Raw genomic sequence first — 16,486 nt, forward strand, 5'->3', positions numbered from 1 at the left:
AAGAAATTGGTGCAGCGCTTCACGACGAAACCCTCAGGACACTCTCAGCCACACGCCATGGTTTCTCAACACCGGTGTTTCATAATGATTGTGCGCCGCGGGAACGGCGTGACACGGGAAACAATGACAGCGAAATGGCCGGCCCCAAAAGGGACCGGCCATTTCGTGTATCTCGCCCCGGCGAAGGCGCCGGGGAAGAGGGAGTGTTACTTCACGACCATGACGATGAGGTCACGCGGGCCGTGCACGCCCTCGACGCGCACGAGCTCGATGTCAGAAGTAGCGGACGGGCCAGAAATCATCGTGGCCGGGTGCTCCGGGTTGATACGGGCGATCATCTCTGGCACACCGTAGACCACGGAATTTGCACGCACGATGCAGATGTGGCGGTCCGGAACCAGAGACAGCGCGCGGCGGCCGCACACGTCGCCAGCCTCCAGCACGATCGAGCCGGTCTGCGCGGAGGTGACGTGGGAATCCGTCACCACGGCGTCCACATCGCCCAGCGCACGCGGATCCGACGTGACGTCATCCGGACGGGCAGTGCCGGAGAAACCGTCGAACAGGGAGGCATCCAGGCCCGGTGCGTAGACAACGTCCTTGCACTTGCGGTCTGCAAGCACCTTCAGCAGGTCGTCGCCAAGCGTCTGCTCGGTGGTTTCCACAACGTCAGCCTTGTAGTCCACAAGACGGTCGATAAGGATTTTGCGCAGCTCGTCGCCCTTGATGTCGGACGTGGTGCGGTACTCGCGGACCACCTCGACATGCTCCGGAACGTTAGAGAGCTTGTGCGCGTTGCGGATGCGCTTGAGAATCTCGCGCTTCGCAGCCTCGTTACGGGATTCGCGGGCGGGGGAGCCTGCAGCATTACCAGTAGTGGTAGTCATTTACTTCTCCTCCTCGATCGGCTTGGTGTTGACCTTCTGGCCGTTCGGAATGCCCTGCTCACGTGCCTCGGACAGCAGACGCTTCGCCTCGTCCGTCTCCCACCACTGGCGGAAGGACTTCTTCGGCGGCACCGCAACATCGCGGTAGCCAGTCCAGCCGGAGATTGGAGGCGGCATGGTCTCGATCTTGCCGTTAAAGCCGCCGAGCACACGACCAAGCGCAACCATGCGGACCAGACGGTTCCACACGTTGCTGCGGCCCCACACCTGAGCCAGCGACGCGAACGCAGCCTGCTCCATGCGGTTCGGCTCGTTCTTTGCCTTCTGGTAGCGCAGCTCCAACAGAATGTCGGTGATCGGGATCTTCACCGGGCACACCTCGTTGCAGCGACCGCACAGCGAGGACGCGTACGGCAGGGAACCGTTCGGGTCGTCCGAAGAATCGATACCTGTGAGCTGCGGGGTCAGGATTGCACCAATCGGGCCCGGGTAGGTGGAGCCGTAGGAGTGGCCGCCGGCACGCTCGTAGACCGGGCAAACGTTCAAACAAGCCGAGCAGCGGATGCACTTGAGTGCCTCGCGGCCGATCTCGTTAGACATTGCGGCGGTACGACCGTTGTCCAGCAAAACAATGTGGAAGTTCTGCGGGCCGTCGCCCTCGGTCACACCGGACCACAGGGAGGTGTACGGGTTCATGCGCTCACCGGTAGAGGAGCGCGGCAGCAGCTGCAGGAACACACCGAGGTCATCGAAGCTCGGCAGGAGCTTCTCAATGCCCATCACGGTGATAAGCGTCTCCGGCAGCGTCAGGCACATACGGCCGTTGCCCTCAGACTCGACGATGGAGACGGTGCCGGTATCGGCGCAACCGAAGTTGGCGCCGGAAATGGCAACCTTTGCCTCCATGAACTGCTGGCGCAGGTACTGACGTGCAGCCTCTGCGAGTTCGGCAGGTTCCTGGGTCAGCGTCTCGTCCGTGTTCGGCATCTTCGCGGCGAAGATGTCGCGGATCTCCGCGCGGTTGCGGTGGATCGCCGGGACGAGAATGTGGGACGGGAAGTCCTCGCCGAGCTGCACAATAAGCTCAGCCAGGTCGGTCTCCTGAGCGAAGATGCCGGCTTTTTCCAGCTCGTCGTTCAGAGCGATTTCCTGGGTTGCCATGGACTTGATCTTGACGACCTTGTCCTCACCAGTCTCCTTGATCAGGCCCTGGATGATCTCGTTGGCTTCCTTGGAGTCGCGAGCCCAGTGGACGTGGCCACCGCGCTTGGTCACGTTCTCCTCGAACTGCTCAAGCAGCTCGGGCATACGTGCCGCAACGTCGCGCTTAATGGTGGAGCCTGCTTCGCGCAGCTGCTGCCAGTCATCCAGCTCGTCGACAACGTTCTGACGCTTCACACGAATGGTCGTGGTGGCGTACTGGTAATTACGGCGCTTGGTGACGTCGTTAAGTTCGTGGTGCGCAGCCTTCTGGAACTTCTCCTTGCCGCGCAGGTGAGCCGGGCCGTTGGCAAACGGCGGCATCGTGGGCTGTCCGAGTGCAACCTTCACAGCATCTTCTCCTTCGTGTACACCGCAGACGTCGGGGTCAGCGGGTGCTCCTTGGTGGAGGCGAGGATCTCAGCCATGTGCACGGCACGAATGCCTTGGTGCTGGCGAGACAGTGCACCACCAATGTTCATCAAGCAAGAGGAGTCACCAGCGGTGACAAACTCCGCCTGGGTCTCCTTGATGTGGCGGACCTTGTCGGACACCATCGCGGAAGACACCTCAGGCATCTTCACAGAGAATGTGCCGCCGAAACCGCAGCACTCCTCGGAGTTCGGCAGATCCACAAGCTCAAGGCCTTCAACGTGGCGCAGCAGCTCGGTCGGACGGTCGCCGACCTTGAGGAAGCGCAGGGAGTGGCAAGAGGAGTGGTAGGTCACGCGGTGCGGGAAGAATGCGCCCACGTCGTAGGTGCCGGCGACATCAACGATGAATTCGGAGAGATCGTAGGTCTTCTTCGAGGCGATCTTTGCGCCGTCGACAAGCGCCTTGGAGCCGAAACGCTCCGCAAGCTCGACGTGCTGCTCGCGGACAGCTCCCGCGCAGGAGCCCGAAGGAGCCACAACGTAGTCAATCGACGAGTCTGCAAAGGCATCGACGTACGTCTCAATGATTGGGACGGCTTGTTCTTTGTAGCCAGTGTTGACGTGCATCTGGCCGCAGCAGGTTTGTTGCTCGGGGAAGACAACCTCATAGCCGAGACGGGAAAGCACAATGGCCGAGGCCTTATGCGCGTCAGGGAAGAGGGCGTCGCCGATACAAGTAGAAAACAGAGCTACTCGCATTTCGGGCTCCTATCATGGGAAATCTCAGGGAAAACGACGAAACTCCCGAGGTCACTTGGACCTCGGGAGCACCGTAAAAGGATGGCAGTTACGGAACGACCGGAGCAAGGACCTCTAGAACGTTCGACTGCAGAAAGACTATCACGCACACTGCGAGCAAGAAGCCGAAGGACCAGCCCACGACCTTCTTGAAAATCTCGGACTCCTTGCCCTCCATGCTCACCGCGGTAGCGGCAATTGCGAGGGACTGCGGGGAGATCATCTTGCCCACAACACCACCGGTGGTGTTAGCAGCCAGCATGAGGTCCGGGTTGAGGCCAAGGTTGTTCGCGGCGGTGACCTGAAGGTTGGCGAACAGGGCGTTGGCCGAGGTGTCGGAACCAGTCACAGCCACGCCGACCCAGCCAAGCATCGGAGCGAAGAACGCGAATGCCGGGCCGAGGTTGGCAAAGAACTCACCAATGGTCACGGTCTGACCCGAGTAGTTCATCACGTATGCCAGTGCGAGCACCAGCATGATGGTGACGGCGGACCAGCGCATCTTCCATGCGGTGTCCACGAACTCCTTACCAACTTGGCCCCAGGTGAGGCTGTAGCGACCGTTGTCGTTGAACACCATGTAGGCGATGGAGACGATGATGGCGGAAATGACCATCAGCGAGCCCGGGTTGTTGATGTAGGCGAATGAGTAGTCGGTGTTGACCGCCTCGCCCGCAGCATTGAGCAGCTGGCCATCGATGACTGGCCACGGGAACGAGATCTTGAACTGCTTGAGCCAGGTCGGAATCGTGGTGCCCAGGTTTGCCAGGCCGAACACGACAACGACGATTGCGTACGGCATGAGTGCCATCCAGACGCGGCTGCCGGTGAGCGCTTCAGTGTCGCCATCTTCGTCGGCGTACGGCTCGAGGCCGAGGCGCTCACGCATGGCTTCCACACCGCGCGGCTGCCAAAAACGCAGCAGCACAAACGCGGCGCCAAGTGCGACGATGCAGGCGATAACGTCAGTGAGCTGGTAGGCGAAGTGGTTGGAGGTCCACCACTGGGCGATCGCGAAAGCCAGACCGATGACACCTGCGGCCGGGGCGGTCTCCTTGACGCCACGGAAGCCGTCGATAAGCAGCGCAATGATGAACGGCACGAAGAACGCCAGAACCGGGGTCTGGTGGCCGACGATGGCGGCGATGTTCTCGGTCTGCTCCAGCGTACGACCACCCACGTCACCTGCGGTGGTAATCGGAATAGCGACGGCGCCGAATGCCACCGGAGCGGTGTTCGCAATAAGCACCACGGTGGCGGCCTTCAGTGGCGGGATGCCGAGCGCGAGAATCATCGTCGCGGTAATAGCAACCGGGGCACCGAAGCCGGCGAGGGCTTCAAGCAGGCCACCGAAGCAGAAAGCGATGAGCATCGCCTGGATGCGAACGTCACCGTTGCCCATCTTGTCGAACACAAGACGAAGGTCCTCGAAACGACCCGAAGCGACCGTGATCTGGTAGAACCAGATGGCCGTCAGGATGACGAATACGATGGGGAACAGGCCGAACAGGCCACCGCGGAACGCGGAAGAGATGGCAAACGCGGTCGGCATATGGAAGCCGAAGATGGCCACGAGAATTGCAACGATAAGTGCAACAAAACCCGAGGTGTGAGCGCGAGCTTTCACGCCGAGCAGCATGATGAAGAAGGTTAACAGCGGCAGGGTAGACACCAATGCCGACAGACCAGTGCTGCCACCGACTGCGTCGGTGAAGATTTGGAATTGGTCCATAAAACAGGGCTCTTTCGAGACAGGAACGGAAAAAGAAACGGGTGACCGTGGCCTCGGCGTGCGAGACCCGATGGGCTAAATATGCCAAACAAGGCAGCGAAGTGAAAAGATTTGCCCCTCAAGGGGGATGTGAATTAGCGCACTTTGCGTATCGACGACCATCCGTATGCGCCCGTGTCAAAGCCCTCAATTACACTGCATGCCCATGACGCCAGCAGAACTTGCCACCACCGTAAAAGCCGCCGCAGAGCGCGTGCTTGCAGACCATGATCTCGACGCCTCTGTTGTCCCCGACACCGTGACTGTGGAGCGCCCGCGAAATCCGGAGCACGGCGACTACGCCACCAACATTGCACTGCAAGTGGCGAAGAAGGCGGGCACGAACCCGCGCGAACTCGCAGGCTGGCTTGCAGAGGTCTTGGCAGAGGACCCGGCCATCGCCGCCGCTGAGATCGCAGGGCCCGGCTTTATTAACCTGCGCCTCGCCGCAGACGCCCAGGGCCAGCTGGTAGCCAAGGTGCTCGAGGAGGGTGCCGCGTTTGGCAACTCCGACATCTACGCCGGCGAGAAGGTGAACCTGGAATTCGTCTCGGCGAACCCGACCGGCCCGATTCACCTCGGCGGTACCCGCTGGGCTGCGGTGGGTGACTCGCTGGGCCGCGTGCTTGAGGCTTCGGGCGCGAAGGTGACCCGCGAGTACTACTTCAACGACCACGGTGGCCAGATCGACCGCTTCGCGCGTTCGTTGGTTGCTGCTGCCAAGGGGGATCCAACCCCGGAGGATGGTTACGGGGGCGATTATATTCGCGAGATCGCTCAGGCGGTCGTCGAAAAGCAGCCCAATGCTCTCGAAGGCACTGATGCTGAAGTGCAGGAGACCTTCCGCGCTGCTGGCGTGGAGATGATGTTCGCGCAGATTAAGCAGTCGCTGCACGATTTCGGCGTGGACTTCGACGTGTACTTCCACGAGAACTCGCTGTTCGAATCGGGTGCGGTGGATAAGGCGATTGCCACCCTGAAGGAAAACGGCAACCTGTATGAGGCTGACAACGCGTGGTGGCTGCGCTCCTCTGACTTTGGCGACGACAAGGATCGTGTGGTGATCAAGTCCGACGGCGACGCGGCATACATCGCCGGCGACATCGCCTACGTTGCGGACAAGTTCGACCGCGACCACACACTTGCCATTTATATGTTGGGTGCGGACCACCACGGCTACATCGCACGTCTGAAGGCTGCGGCGCAGGCGCTGGGCTACAACGCGGACGCCGTCGAAGTGCTCATCGGCCAGATGGTCAACCTAGTGCGCGACGGCCAGGCGGTGAAGATGTCCAAGCGTGCAGGCACCGTGATCACGCTTGAGGATCTTGTCGACGCCATTGGCGTGGATGGCGCGCGCTACTCGCTGGTGCGCTCCTCTGTGGACTCCTCGCTGGATATCGACCTAGATCTGTGGACGAAGCAGTCCTCCGACAACCCCGTCTACTACGTCCAGTACGGCCACGCGCGGCTGTGCTCGATTGAGCGCAAGGCGAAGGAAGCTGGTGTGACGCTGCCCGGCGTCGCGGACATCGACTTGGGCCTGCTGACCCACGAGAAGGAAGGCGACCTGATCCGCACGATCGGTGAGTTCCCTGCAGTCGTGCGCGCCGCCGCGGAGCTGCGCGAGCCGCACCGCATTGCCCGCTACACCGAAGAGTTGGCCAGCGCCTTCCACAAGTTCTACGACTCCTGCCAGATCCTGCCGAAGGCCGGCGAGGCGCCGGAGCCGATCCACACGGCACGTCTCGCACTTGCGATGGCGACACGCCAGGTGATTGCAAACGCGCTGGGCCTGATCGGCGTGAGCGCCCCGGAGCGGATGTAATGACTGTTTTCGTATCCACCCCGTACAGCACCGACGAGGGCGACTTCAACGAACTGCCCGCACACGTTTGGCCGCGAAACGCCAAGCGTGAAGAGGATGGGGTAGTGACCATCGCCGGTGTGCCACTGCCTGAGATCGTCGCCGAATACGGCAGCCCGGTTGTCGTCGTGGATGAGGACGATTTCCGCTCTCGCTGCCGCGACATGGCGGAAGCATTCCGTGCGCCGGAAAATGTGCACTACGCGTCGAAGGCCTTTTTGACCCGACACATTGCACGTTGGGTGGATGAGGAAGGTCTTGCCCTCGATGTGGCGAGTGAAAACGAGCTCCGCATCGCACTTGCAGCCGATTTCCCGCCGGAACGCATCACTGTTCACGGCAACAACAAGTCCGACGAGTTTCTGCGCCTATGCGTGGATTCGCGCGTGGGGCATGTGGTCATCGACTCTCACCAGGAGTTAGCGCAGCTGGAAGCTGTCGCCCGCGAGGCCGGTGTCATCCAAGATGTGTTCATCCGAGTGAAGCCCGGCGTGGATGCGCACACGCACGAGTTCATTGCGACGAGCCACGAAGACCAGAAGTTCGGCATTTCCCTGGCCACTGGCGACGCACTTGCTGCGGCCGTGGCAGCAATTGACTCAGATTCGCTGCAGTTGACCGGCCTGCACTGCCATGTTGGTTCCCAGGTCTTCGACGCTGAAGGCTTCAAGCTGGCTGCAGAGCGCGTGCTCGGTCTGTACGCAGAAGTGTGGAAGACCTGCGGTGTCGCGCTTGGCTACCTTGATCTGGGCGGCGGCTACGGCATTGCTTATATGTCAGGGGAGCAGCCGCTCGACGTCGCGGCTGTTGCGCGCGACCTGCTTGCGTCCGTGCAGGATGTCGCTGACGAGCTCGGCATCGCCGCGCCGACTGTGGTTGTGGAGCCGGGACGTGCGATTGCTGGTCCTTCTGCGGTGACGGTGTACACCGCGGGTGTGATTAAGGAAGTCGATACCTCGTTCACCACATCTCGTCGCTACATCGCGGTCGATGGTGGCATGAGCGACAACATTCGCCCTGCGCTCTACGGGGCGCTTTACGACGCCCGCGTGGTCAACCGCTTCGTCGACGGTGACAACACCGATACCCGCCTGGTTGGTTCGCACTGTGAGTCCGGCGACATTCTCGTAGAGAATGCGAAGTGGCCGAATGATATTTCCTCCGGCGATCTCATTGCGTTGGCTGCGACTGGCGCGTACTGCTACTCCATGGCTTCGAATTACAACGCGTTTGGACGTCCGGCTGTCGTGTCCGTGCGCGGCGGACAGATCACCCCGATGGTGCGCCGCGAGACTGTGGAAGACCTGTTGGCCCGCGAATATTAATTGACCTGAGTGCTTGCTTAAGCGATAGTAGACCAAGCGGTTCAAACCTGTACTTTGCAGCAACGAAAAGGAGCATCCTGACCATGACAGTTGCCAGCGCTGAAGGCATCAACGGAAACTACCCCGGCAAGGGCATCGGCACCCCGGTGGGTATTGCCGTGTTGGGTAAGGGCACCGTGGGCACGGAAGTGCTGCGCCTGCTCAGCGAATTCTCTTCGAACTTGGAAAATCGCATCGGTGGCCCGATCGAGGTCCGTGGCGTGGCTGTCTCCGACGTGGACAAGCACAAGGACGCGCCTGAAGTCCAGGGACTTTACTTGACTGCGGATGCGAGCGAACTGGTCACACGCGACGACGTAGACATTGTCGTCGAACTTATCGGTGGCATTGACTACCCGCGCCAGCTGGTCCTCGAAGCACTCAACGCTGGAAAGTCGGTGGTGACGGCAAACAAGGCGCTCGTCGCAGCGCACGGTTCCGAGTTGGCTGATGCTGCGAACGCAGCCGGCGTCGACCTGTACTACGAAGCAGCCGTCGCTGCCGCGATCCCCGTGGTCGGCATGCTGCGCCGTTCGCTCGCGGGCGACCAGGTGCAGCGCATCTCCGGCATTGTTAACGGCACCACGAACTTCATCCTGGACGCGATGGCTTCCACCGGCGCGAGCTACGAGGAGGCGCTGGCTGAGGCAACCCGTTTGGGCTACGCCGAGGCTGACCCGACTGCGGACGTCGAAGGCCACGACGCGGCCTCCAAGGCAGCGATCCTTGCGTCCATGGGCTTCCACACCCGTGTGACGTTCGACGACGTCCACTGCGAGGGCATCACCAAGATCACCGCAGACGACATTGCGGCAGCGAAGAAGTCCAACCAGACGATTAAGCTGCTGGCCATCTGTGAGCGTCTCTTGGACGAAAACGGCAACACCACCGGCATTAACGCACGTGTGCACCCGACGCTGGTGCCGAACGAGCACCCGCTGGCAACGGTGGACAAGAGCTACAACGCCATCTTCGTCGAGGCAGAAGCAGCCGGCCGCCTGATGTTCTACGGCAACGGCGCCGGCGGTGCCCCAACCGCTTCCGCCGTGTTGGGCGACCTGGTCGGTGCAGCCCGTAACAAGGTCCACGGTGGCCGTGCGCCGGCGGAGAACCCGTACGCGGACTACCCGATTGTGGCGTTTGACGATGTGACCACGCGTTACCACATCAACATGACCGTCAACGACCGCGTCGGCGTGCTCGCAGACCTCACGGCTCGCTTTGCTAAGGCAGGGGTGTCGCTTTCCGCGGTCCGTCAGGAGGAGTCTGGCGACGAGGCACACCTGATCGTCGTCACGCACGGCGCACGTGAAGCTGCCCTGAACGGCATCGTCGAAGAGCTCACCGGCCACGATGATGTGAAGGCCGTCAACTCCGTCATCCGCCTCGACGCTTAAAGGAGCACTCCGTCATGGCAACCGATCTTGAAGTAGGCCTGAAAGCACGAGTGAAGGTGCCAGGTTCGTCCGCGAACCTTGGTCCCGGCTTCGACACCCTCGGCCTGGCGCTGAGCATCTACGACACGCTCGAGGTAGAAGTCATCGAGTCTGGCCTCGAAGTGGAGATCTTCGGCGAGGGAGCCGACGATCTGCCGCGCGATAGCTCGAACCTGATCGTCAAGGCGATCAACTCTGGTCTGATTGCCGCGGATGTGCGGGTGCCGGGTCTGCGCGTGGTGTGCCACAACCAGATCCCGCAGTCGCGCGGTCTAGGCTCGTCTGCTGCCGCGGCAGCCGCAGGTGTCGTCGCTGCGAATACGCTCGCGGGCTCGCCGCTGGATGAGGACACCGTCGTGCAGCTCTCGTCCGAGTTTGAGGGCCACCCGGATAACGCGGGTGCATCCGTGCTCGGCGGGGCAGTGGTGTCCTGGACCGACATTCCGGTCGATGGGCGCTCGAAGCCTTCCTACCGTGCCGTGCGCATTCCTGTCGACGAGTCCATCAAGGCCGTAGCCCTCGTCCCGGACTTCCACGCATCCACCAATGCGGTGCGCAAGGTTCTGCCGAGCCACGTCACCCACACCGATGCGCGGTTCAACGTCTCGCGCACCGCTGTGATGACGGCTGCGCTGCAGCACCACCCGCACCTCCTGTTTGAAGGCACCCGCGACCGTCTGCACCAGCCGTACCGCGCCGACGTCCTTCCGGTGACTGCGGAGTGGGTCAACCGCCTGCGCAACCGCGGCTACGCGGCATACCTGTCTGGTGCTGGCCCGACCGCACTCGTGCTCATCACCGAGTCCATCGAGCCTGCGCTTCTCGACGACGCCCGCGCCGCCGGCCTCCGCGTCATCGAACTCGACGTCGCAGGGCCGGTGACCGCAGAACTGCTGCGCGACTAGCGCAAATGCTTTGATGCCCCGGGGTGCACATGCGTACCCCGGGGCATCGTTTTTGTGCGGCATTATGATGTCGCCTTCGGCCGGCTGCCTGGGCCGGGCAAGGCGATGATGTCGAACTCCTCGCGCTGCAGGTGCTTGCGCAGGTCCTTCTTGTCAAACTTGCCTACGGACGTTTTGTCGATTGAATCCACAAACGTCCAATACTCAGGCGCCATCCACTTCGGCAACGTGTCTGCGAGCGATTCGCGGAGTCGTGCCGCAGTCTCCTTTGTCGGCTCAATGCCCGAGAGAAGCTTGGTTACCGCCAGCGGTCGCTCACCCCACTTGGGGTCCGGGATTCCGATCACTGCGCATTCGACGACTTCCTCGGACTCCATAATGAGGTTTTCCACCTGTGCGGAGTAGATCCACTCGCCGCCGGAGCGAATGACGTCGCGGGCGCGGTCGTAGAGCGTCATAAACCCGGCGTTGGTGACGGTGCCTACGTCGCCGGTACGCAGCCAGCCGTCGGCAGTGAAGTGTGCGCGCACGTCATCAACTTCTTCGCCCCGGAAGGTGGAAGCGATCTCGCCCGGTTCTTGCGTGGGTGAGTGGTAGTAGCCTGCGGCGACCATATTGCCGCGGACCTGAATCTCACCCTGGGTCAAGTCGTTAAACGCCATGACTTGGCCATCGTTGACCACGCGGTATTCCAGTGACGGGGCAAAGCGTCCCTGGGAAATGCGGTAGGACCAGCGGGCCTCACCAGAAGCGCCCGATGGCGGACGCGCCACTGTGCCGACCGTGGTGGTTTCCGTCATGCCCCAGCAGTGGACGATGTCCACGCCGTAGCGTTCCTCCCACATCTTGATCAGCGCCGGTGGGGCAGGAGAACCGCCGACGAAGATCTCCTGCAGACTCATTCGTTCCGGGCGATTGTGCAGGTAATGCACCATCAGCTGGATCCACAAGGTGGGCACGCCGTGTGCCACGCGCGGGTGCGTGCTTGCGATAAGTTTTGCCAGTGTCGGGGCAGACACGTCCGAATCGGGCAGAACCAGGGGAGTGCCCGCGAGAAAAGCTGCGAACGGTACGCCCCAACTGAGCACGTGGTAGATCGGGATGCAGCACAAAAACGTCTCACCGTGAGTGACCGCTAGTGAGTCCGTTGCGCGAAGACCGGTCGCTTCTAGCCACAACGCGCGGTGGGAGTAGGCGACGCCCTTCGGTGCGCCGGTCGTTGCTGTTGAATAGACCAAGGCAGCGGCGGTGTTCTCCGGGAGTTCGGGCCAGTCGTACTTTGTCGAGCGGCCGTCGAGAAGCTCCTCGTAGCTGTACACAGCGACATGCTCTGGCAGATACGCCGCGGCGTCTGTAATCGGTTCGGCACCTGTAAATGCCACCGCGCGAACCTTGGGGCAAAGCTCCACAACGTTGCCTAACTTCTCCGCAAGCCGCGGATCGGCAACGATCAGTTCAGCCTCGGAGTGGTTGGCAACGTAGGCGATCTGGTCCGTCATCAACTGGATATTTAGCGGCGTAAACACAGCGCCCTTGGCAGCGACGGCGAACATCACCTCGAGGTGCTCAGAGCAGTTGTACAGCATGGTGGCGACGCGTTGATCGCTATCAATGCCGAGGTCATCATGCAGGGCGTGGGCGAAGGCCGAAGCGCGGGCGCCGATTTCGGCGAACGTCGTTTCTTCCGCGCCATCAGTGCGCCATGTGGTGCACTTCGTTGTCGCGTGCGCAGTCCTGCCGTATTCGAGAATGCGTGCGACGGAAAAGGGCACTTCCTGCATCGTTGAAAGCATGTTGGCAATGTTAGCGAAGCAATGCGACACGCCCCGGATTAAACCGCGGACGCAAATGCGCTACACTTTGCGCAGGATCGTGCGAACCGCACCCGGCAGGGGTTGTCCCAGGTGGGGATGCGATGGCGGGCACAGCGGCGATTTTTGCTCCCGCACCCCGTGAGATCCGGCAGGGCTACAAAGTTTTACTTCAGTCCAATCCCGATGAAACGCACCGCTTCCAGCATGCACCGTCGCGTGTTAACTACGCGAGAACCTGCTGGTTGAGCGACGAAAGGACACACGTGACCGACACCGGTACCGCGGCAGACTTGGCCGCTATGAAGATTCCGGAGCTGCGCAAAATTGCCGCCGAGAAAGGCCTGAAGGGCGTTTCGGGGCTGCGTAAGGGGGAGTTGATCCAGGCAATTACTACCGGCCAGGTTCCCAAGAAGGCTGCACCGCAGAAGGCGGAGGCCGATAACGCGGAGGCGCCAGCTGCTTCCGAGCGTGCAGAGCGCAAGGCCGACAATGCCGACAAGACCGACAAGCCTGCAGAAAACGCTGACAAGTCGGCCGACAATTCTCATGACGACGATTCGCGGGGAGCTTCGCGTTCCGCAGCGCGCCGTGCTCGTCGAAACCGTGCGCGTCACCAGCATGAGGACAATGCGCAGGGTGGCGACGCGAGCGACGCGAAGGACGGCAAGGACGGGCAGTCCGAGAAATCCGAGACCACGGATAACCGCGACGAGAACCGCGACAATCGCGATAACCGTGACAACCGTGACAACCGTGACAACCGTGACAATAACGACCGCGGTGGCCGTAACAACGGCAACAACCGTGGCGGCCGCAACAACCACCGCGACGATAACGATGACGACCACCAGGGTGGCGGTCGTCGTGGGCGTCGCGGTCGTCGTAACCGTAATCGCAACCGTGACAATCACGGCGGCAACAACAACCAGGGTGGCGGCAACGAGCAGCACTTCGATCCGGAGGACCTGCAGGAGGTTGCGGGTATCGCGGATGTGCAGGACAACGGCTCCGCGTTCATCCGCACCACGGGCTACCGCCAGTCCAACTCGGACGTCTACGTGCCGCAGCGCCTGGTCCGCCAGTCGGGTCTGCGCTCCGGCGACGCGGTAACCGGTCAGGTTCGCGCCAACGGGCAGTCGCACCAGCAGGGCAACGGCCGTAACCGTCGTAGCTACAACCAGGTTGTTCGCGTCGACACGATCAACGGCCAGACTCCGGAGGATGCGAAGGGACGCAAGGAGTTCCACAAGCTCACCCCGCTGTACCCGAACCGTCGTCTGCGTCTGGAAACTGAGCCGAAGATTCTGACCACGCGTGTGATCGACCTGGTCATGCCGATCGGTAAGGGGCAGCGCGCACTGATCGTGTCGCCGCCGAAGGCTGGTAAGACGACGATTCTGCAGAACATTGCCAACGCGATCGCCACGAATAACCCGGAGTGCTACCTCATGGTTGTGCTTGTCGATGAGCGCCCGGAGGAAGTTACCGACATGCAGCGCAGCGTCAACGGCGAGGTCATTGCCTCGACGTTCGACCGACCGCCGTCAGAGCACACTGCTGTCGCCGAGCTTGCTATCGAGCGTGCGAAGCGTCTGGTGGAGATGGGCCAAGACGTTGTGGTGCTGCTCGACTCGATTACTCGTCTTGGCCGTGCGTACAACAACTCCTCGCCGGCATCGGGTCGCATTCTCTCCGGTGGTGTGGACTCCAACGCCCTCTACCCGCCGAAGCGTTTCCTCGGCGCTGCCCGAAACATCGAGGAGGGTGGCTCGCTGACGATTATCGCAACGGCCATGGTAGAAACCGGTTCCGCTGGCGATACCGTCATCTTCGAGGAGTTCAAGGGCACCGGCAACGCCGAGCTCAAGCTCGACCGCAAGATCGCGGAGCGTCGCGTGTTCCCGGCTGTGGACGTCAACCCGTCCGGCACCCGCAAGGACGAGCTGCTGATGAGCCCGGAGGAGGCGCGCGTCATGCACAAGCTGCGTCGCATCCTGTCTGCGCTTGATCCGCAGCAGTCCATTGACATGCTGATCAAGCAGTTGAAGAAGACCAAGACGAACGGCGAGTTCCTCATTGGTGTGGCGAACTCGGCACCAATGGCGCAGGCCGAAACTGAGGAGGACTACTCCTAATGGCAGAAAAATCGCATGTTTCGCTTGTCGACGACTACGTCGCCGAATACGAAGGCATCCAGGCCCAAATGGGCGATCCGGAGGTTGCTGGTGACCAGGACCGCTTCCGCAAGCTCTCCAAGCGCTACGCGGAGCTGCAGCCGATCATCAACGTCAATAACGCCCTGAACCAGGCGCGCGATGACCACGAGGCGGCATCCGAAATGGCCTCCGAGGACAAGGAGTTCGCGGAGGAGGCCAAGCGCTTAGAGGACGAGATTGTGCGCCTCGAGGAGGAGTTGGCTGACCTGCTGGCGCCGCGCGACGAGCACGATGGTGATGACATCATCATGGAGCTCAAAGCAGGCGCAGGCGGTGAAGAGGCCGCGCTGTTCGCTGGCGATTTGGCTCGCATGTACCAGAAGTACTGCGAAAAGCATGGTCTGACCTGGGAGGTCCTCGACGTTGCCGAGTCTGACCTGGGTGGTGTGAAAGACATGACCGTCGCGGTGAAGGCGAAGACCCCGTCGCGTGACGGTGCGTGGTCGATGCTGAAGTTTGAAGGTGGCGTGCACCGCGTCCAGCGCGTTCCGGTGACGGAATCGCAGGGCCGCATCCAGACTTCTGCCGCAGGCGTATACGTATTCCCAGAGCCAGACGAGATCGAAAGCGTCAACATCGACGAGAAGGATCTGCGCGTCGACGTGTACCGCTCCTCCGGTAAGGGCGGCCAGGGCGTGAACACCACCGACTCAGCCGTGCGTATCACGCACCTGCCCACCGGCATTGTGGTGACCTGCCAGAACGAGCGTTCTCAGATCCAGAACCGTGCCCGCGCGATGCAGGTGCTGCAGGCTCGTCTCGACCAGATTGAGCGCGAGAAGCAGGAAGCCGAAGAGGCCGAGGGCCGCGCATCGCAGGTGCGCACGATGGACCGCTCGGAGCGCATCCGCACCTACAACTGGCCGGAGAACCGCATTTCGGATCACCGCATTAACTACAAGGCCAACAACCTTGACTCGGTGCTCGACGGCAACATGGACGATCTGATCACGGCGCTGCAGACGCACGAGCGCCAGGAGCGCCTTGAAGCCGAATAGCCTCCGCGACACCATCGCCCGCGCCACGCAGACCCTTGCTGGCGCGGGCGTTGCGTCGCCTGAAGTCGACGCACGCCTGCTCGCCGCGCACTTGATCGGGGTGCCGCCGATGCAGCTCATGTTCGCCGACGCGCCTACGGACTTCGACGAGGCCTACGCCAAACTCATTGCCCGACGCGCGGCTCGCGAGCCGTTGCAGCACATCATCGGCACAGCACCGTTTGTTGACATCGACCTCGCCGTCGGGCCCGGGGTATTCATCCCGCGGCCAGAAACGGAAGTGCTCGCTCAGTGGGCGGTGCATTTGCTTAGCGAAGACACCACCTCGCCCGAATCCCCAACCGTCGTGGACTTAGGCTCCGGCTCGGGTGCGTTGGCCATCACGATCGCCCGGGCGTGCCCGCGCGCACAGGTGATCGCGGTCGAGCGTTCGCCTCAGGCGCGGAAGTACTTGGAGCGAAATGTGGGGGACTACGCGTCGTCGATACGCATTGTCCCAGGGGATATGACCGATCCGGAGTTGCTTCGGGAACTCGACGGTGCCGTTGACCTCGTCGTCACCAACCCGCCGTACGTGCCAGAAACCGGTGACTTAGATGTGGAGGTCTACGCCGACCCTCATGAGGCGGTGTTCTCCGGCGCGGACGGGATGCATGCAATTCGGGGGCTCGTTCCGGTCGCCGCACGGCTGCTGCGTCCGGGAGGGCACCTCGGCATTGAGCATGATGATTCCACGTCGGAGGCCGTACAAGATGTGGTGCGCGACCACGGCGCATTCGGCCCGCCGAGTGTGGTCGAGGACCTGACCGGCCGAGCCCGGTTTGTCATGGCGAGTAAGCTAGCCCGGTAACTTTCA

The 16,486-nt window shown here is 61.9% G+C and carries 12 protein-coding genes; 7 read left to right on the forward strand and 5 right to left on the reverse strand.

Annotated elements, in window-relative coordinates; translation table 11 throughout:
- Positions 1 to 206: 206 nt before the first annotated feature.
- The 4 genes from HMPREF3171_RS03165 to HMPREF3171_RS03180 all read right to left on the reverse strand — a co-directional run bounded on the left by HMPREF3171_RS03165 (position 207) and on the right by HMPREF3171_RS03180 (position 4,991).
- Positions 207 to 887 carry a LutC/YkgG family protein gene (locus HMPREF3171_RS03165; RefSeq protein ID WP_070482769.1) on the reverse strand — a complete coding sequence of 227 codons (681 nt, stop codon included), beginning with the start codon at positions 885 to 887 and terminating at the stop codon, positions 207 to 209.
- A complete protein-coding gene (locus HMPREF3171_RS03170; RefSeq protein ID WP_070421863.1) occupies positions 888 to 2,411 on the reverse strand; it encodes a LutB/LldF family L-lactate oxidation iron-sulfur protein in 1,524 nt (507 codons plus the stop codon).
- Between the two features lie 23 nt (positions 2,412 to 2,434).
- Positions 2,435 to 3,220 (reverse strand): (Fe-S)-binding protein, encoded by a 786-nt coding sequence (locus HMPREF3171_RS03175; protein ID WP_070421832.1) that lies wholly within the window; start codon positions 3,218 to 3,220, stop codon positions 2,435 to 2,437.
- Positions 3,221 to 3,308: 88 nt separating this feature from the next.
- Entirely contained in the window at positions 3,309 to 4,991 is a 1,683-nt protein-coding gene (locus HMPREF3171_RS03180; protein WP_070482780.1) for an L-lactate permease, read from the reverse strand.
- A gap of 205 nt (positions 4,992 to 5,196) precedes the next feature.
- Between HMPREF3171_RS03180 and argS the strand changes: the two genes are divergently transcribed.
- From argS to thrB, 4 genes are all read left to right on the forward strand, one after another.
- Positions 5,197 to 6,858, forward strand: a complete 1,662-nt coding sequence (argS, locus tag HMPREF3171_RS03185) for an arginine--tRNA ligase (protein WP_070482783.1) — start codon at positions 5,197 to 5,199, stop codon at positions 6,856 to 6,858.
- Positions 6,858 to 8,222 (forward strand): diaminopimelate decarboxylase, encoded by a 1,365-nt coding sequence (gene lysA / locus HMPREF3171_RS03190; protein ID WP_070482786.1) that lies wholly within the window; start codon positions 6,858 to 6,860, stop codon positions 8,220 to 8,222. Before argS ends, lysA begins: the two co-directional genes overlap by 1 nt.
- Before the next feature lie 83 nt (positions 8,223 to 8,305).
- Positions 8,306 to 9,658, forward strand: coding sequence for a homoserine dehydrogenase (locus tag HMPREF3171_RS03195; RefSeq protein WP_070482789.1), 1,353 nt, complete (start codon positions 8,306 to 8,308; stop codon positions 9,656 to 9,658).
- 14 nt (positions 9,659 to 9,672) lie between these two features.
- Positions 9,673 to 10,602, forward strand: a complete 930-nt coding sequence (gene thrB / locus HMPREF3171_RS03200) for a homoserine kinase (RefSeq protein ID WP_070482794.1) — start codon at positions 9,673 to 9,675, stop codon at positions 10,600 to 10,602.
- A 62-nt stretch (positions 10,603 to 10,664) separates the two neighbouring features.
- Here thrB and HMPREF3171_RS03205 read toward each other — a convergent pair whose 3' ends face one another.
- Positions 10,665 to 12,395 (reverse strand): long-chain fatty-acid--CoA ligase, encoded by a 1,731-nt coding sequence (locus HMPREF3171_RS03205; RefSeq protein ID WP_070452359.1) that lies wholly within the window; start codon positions 12,393 to 12,395, stop codon positions 10,665 to 10,667.
- A gap of 284 nt (positions 12,396 to 12,679) precedes the next feature.
- On the opposite strand from HMPREF3171_RS03205, the gene rho reads away from it, so the two are divergent.
- From rho to prmC, 3 genes are read left to right on the forward strand one after another with little or no spacing between them, the layout of a single operon-like run.
- Entirely contained in the window at positions 12,680 to 14,551 is a 1,872-nt protein-coding gene (rho, locus tag HMPREF3171_RS03210) for a transcription termination factor Rho (RefSeq protein WP_246815310.1), read from the forward strand.
- Entirely contained in the window at positions 14,551 to 15,630 is a 1,080-nt protein-coding gene (prfA, locus tag HMPREF3171_RS03215) for a peptide chain release factor 1 (RefSeq protein WP_070482797.1), read from the forward strand. The genes rho and prfA overlap by 1 nt, the downstream gene beginning before the upstream one ends.
- Complete coding sequence (gene prmC / locus HMPREF3171_RS03220; protein WP_070482800.1) at positions 15,617 to 16,480, forward strand: peptide chain release factor N(5)-glutamine methyltransferase; 864 nt, start codon at positions 15,617 to 15,619, stop codon at positions 16,478 to 16,480. Before prfA ends, prmC begins: the two co-directional genes overlap by 14 nt.
- The last annotated feature ends 6 nt before the right edge of the window (positions 16,481 to 16,486 follow it).

The sequence above is a fragment of the Corynebacterium sp. HMSC08F01 genome (assembly GCF_001807545.1).
Lineage (GTDB): Bacteria > Actinomycetota > Actinomycetes > Mycobacteriales > Mycobacteriaceae > Corynebacterium > Corynebacterium coyleae.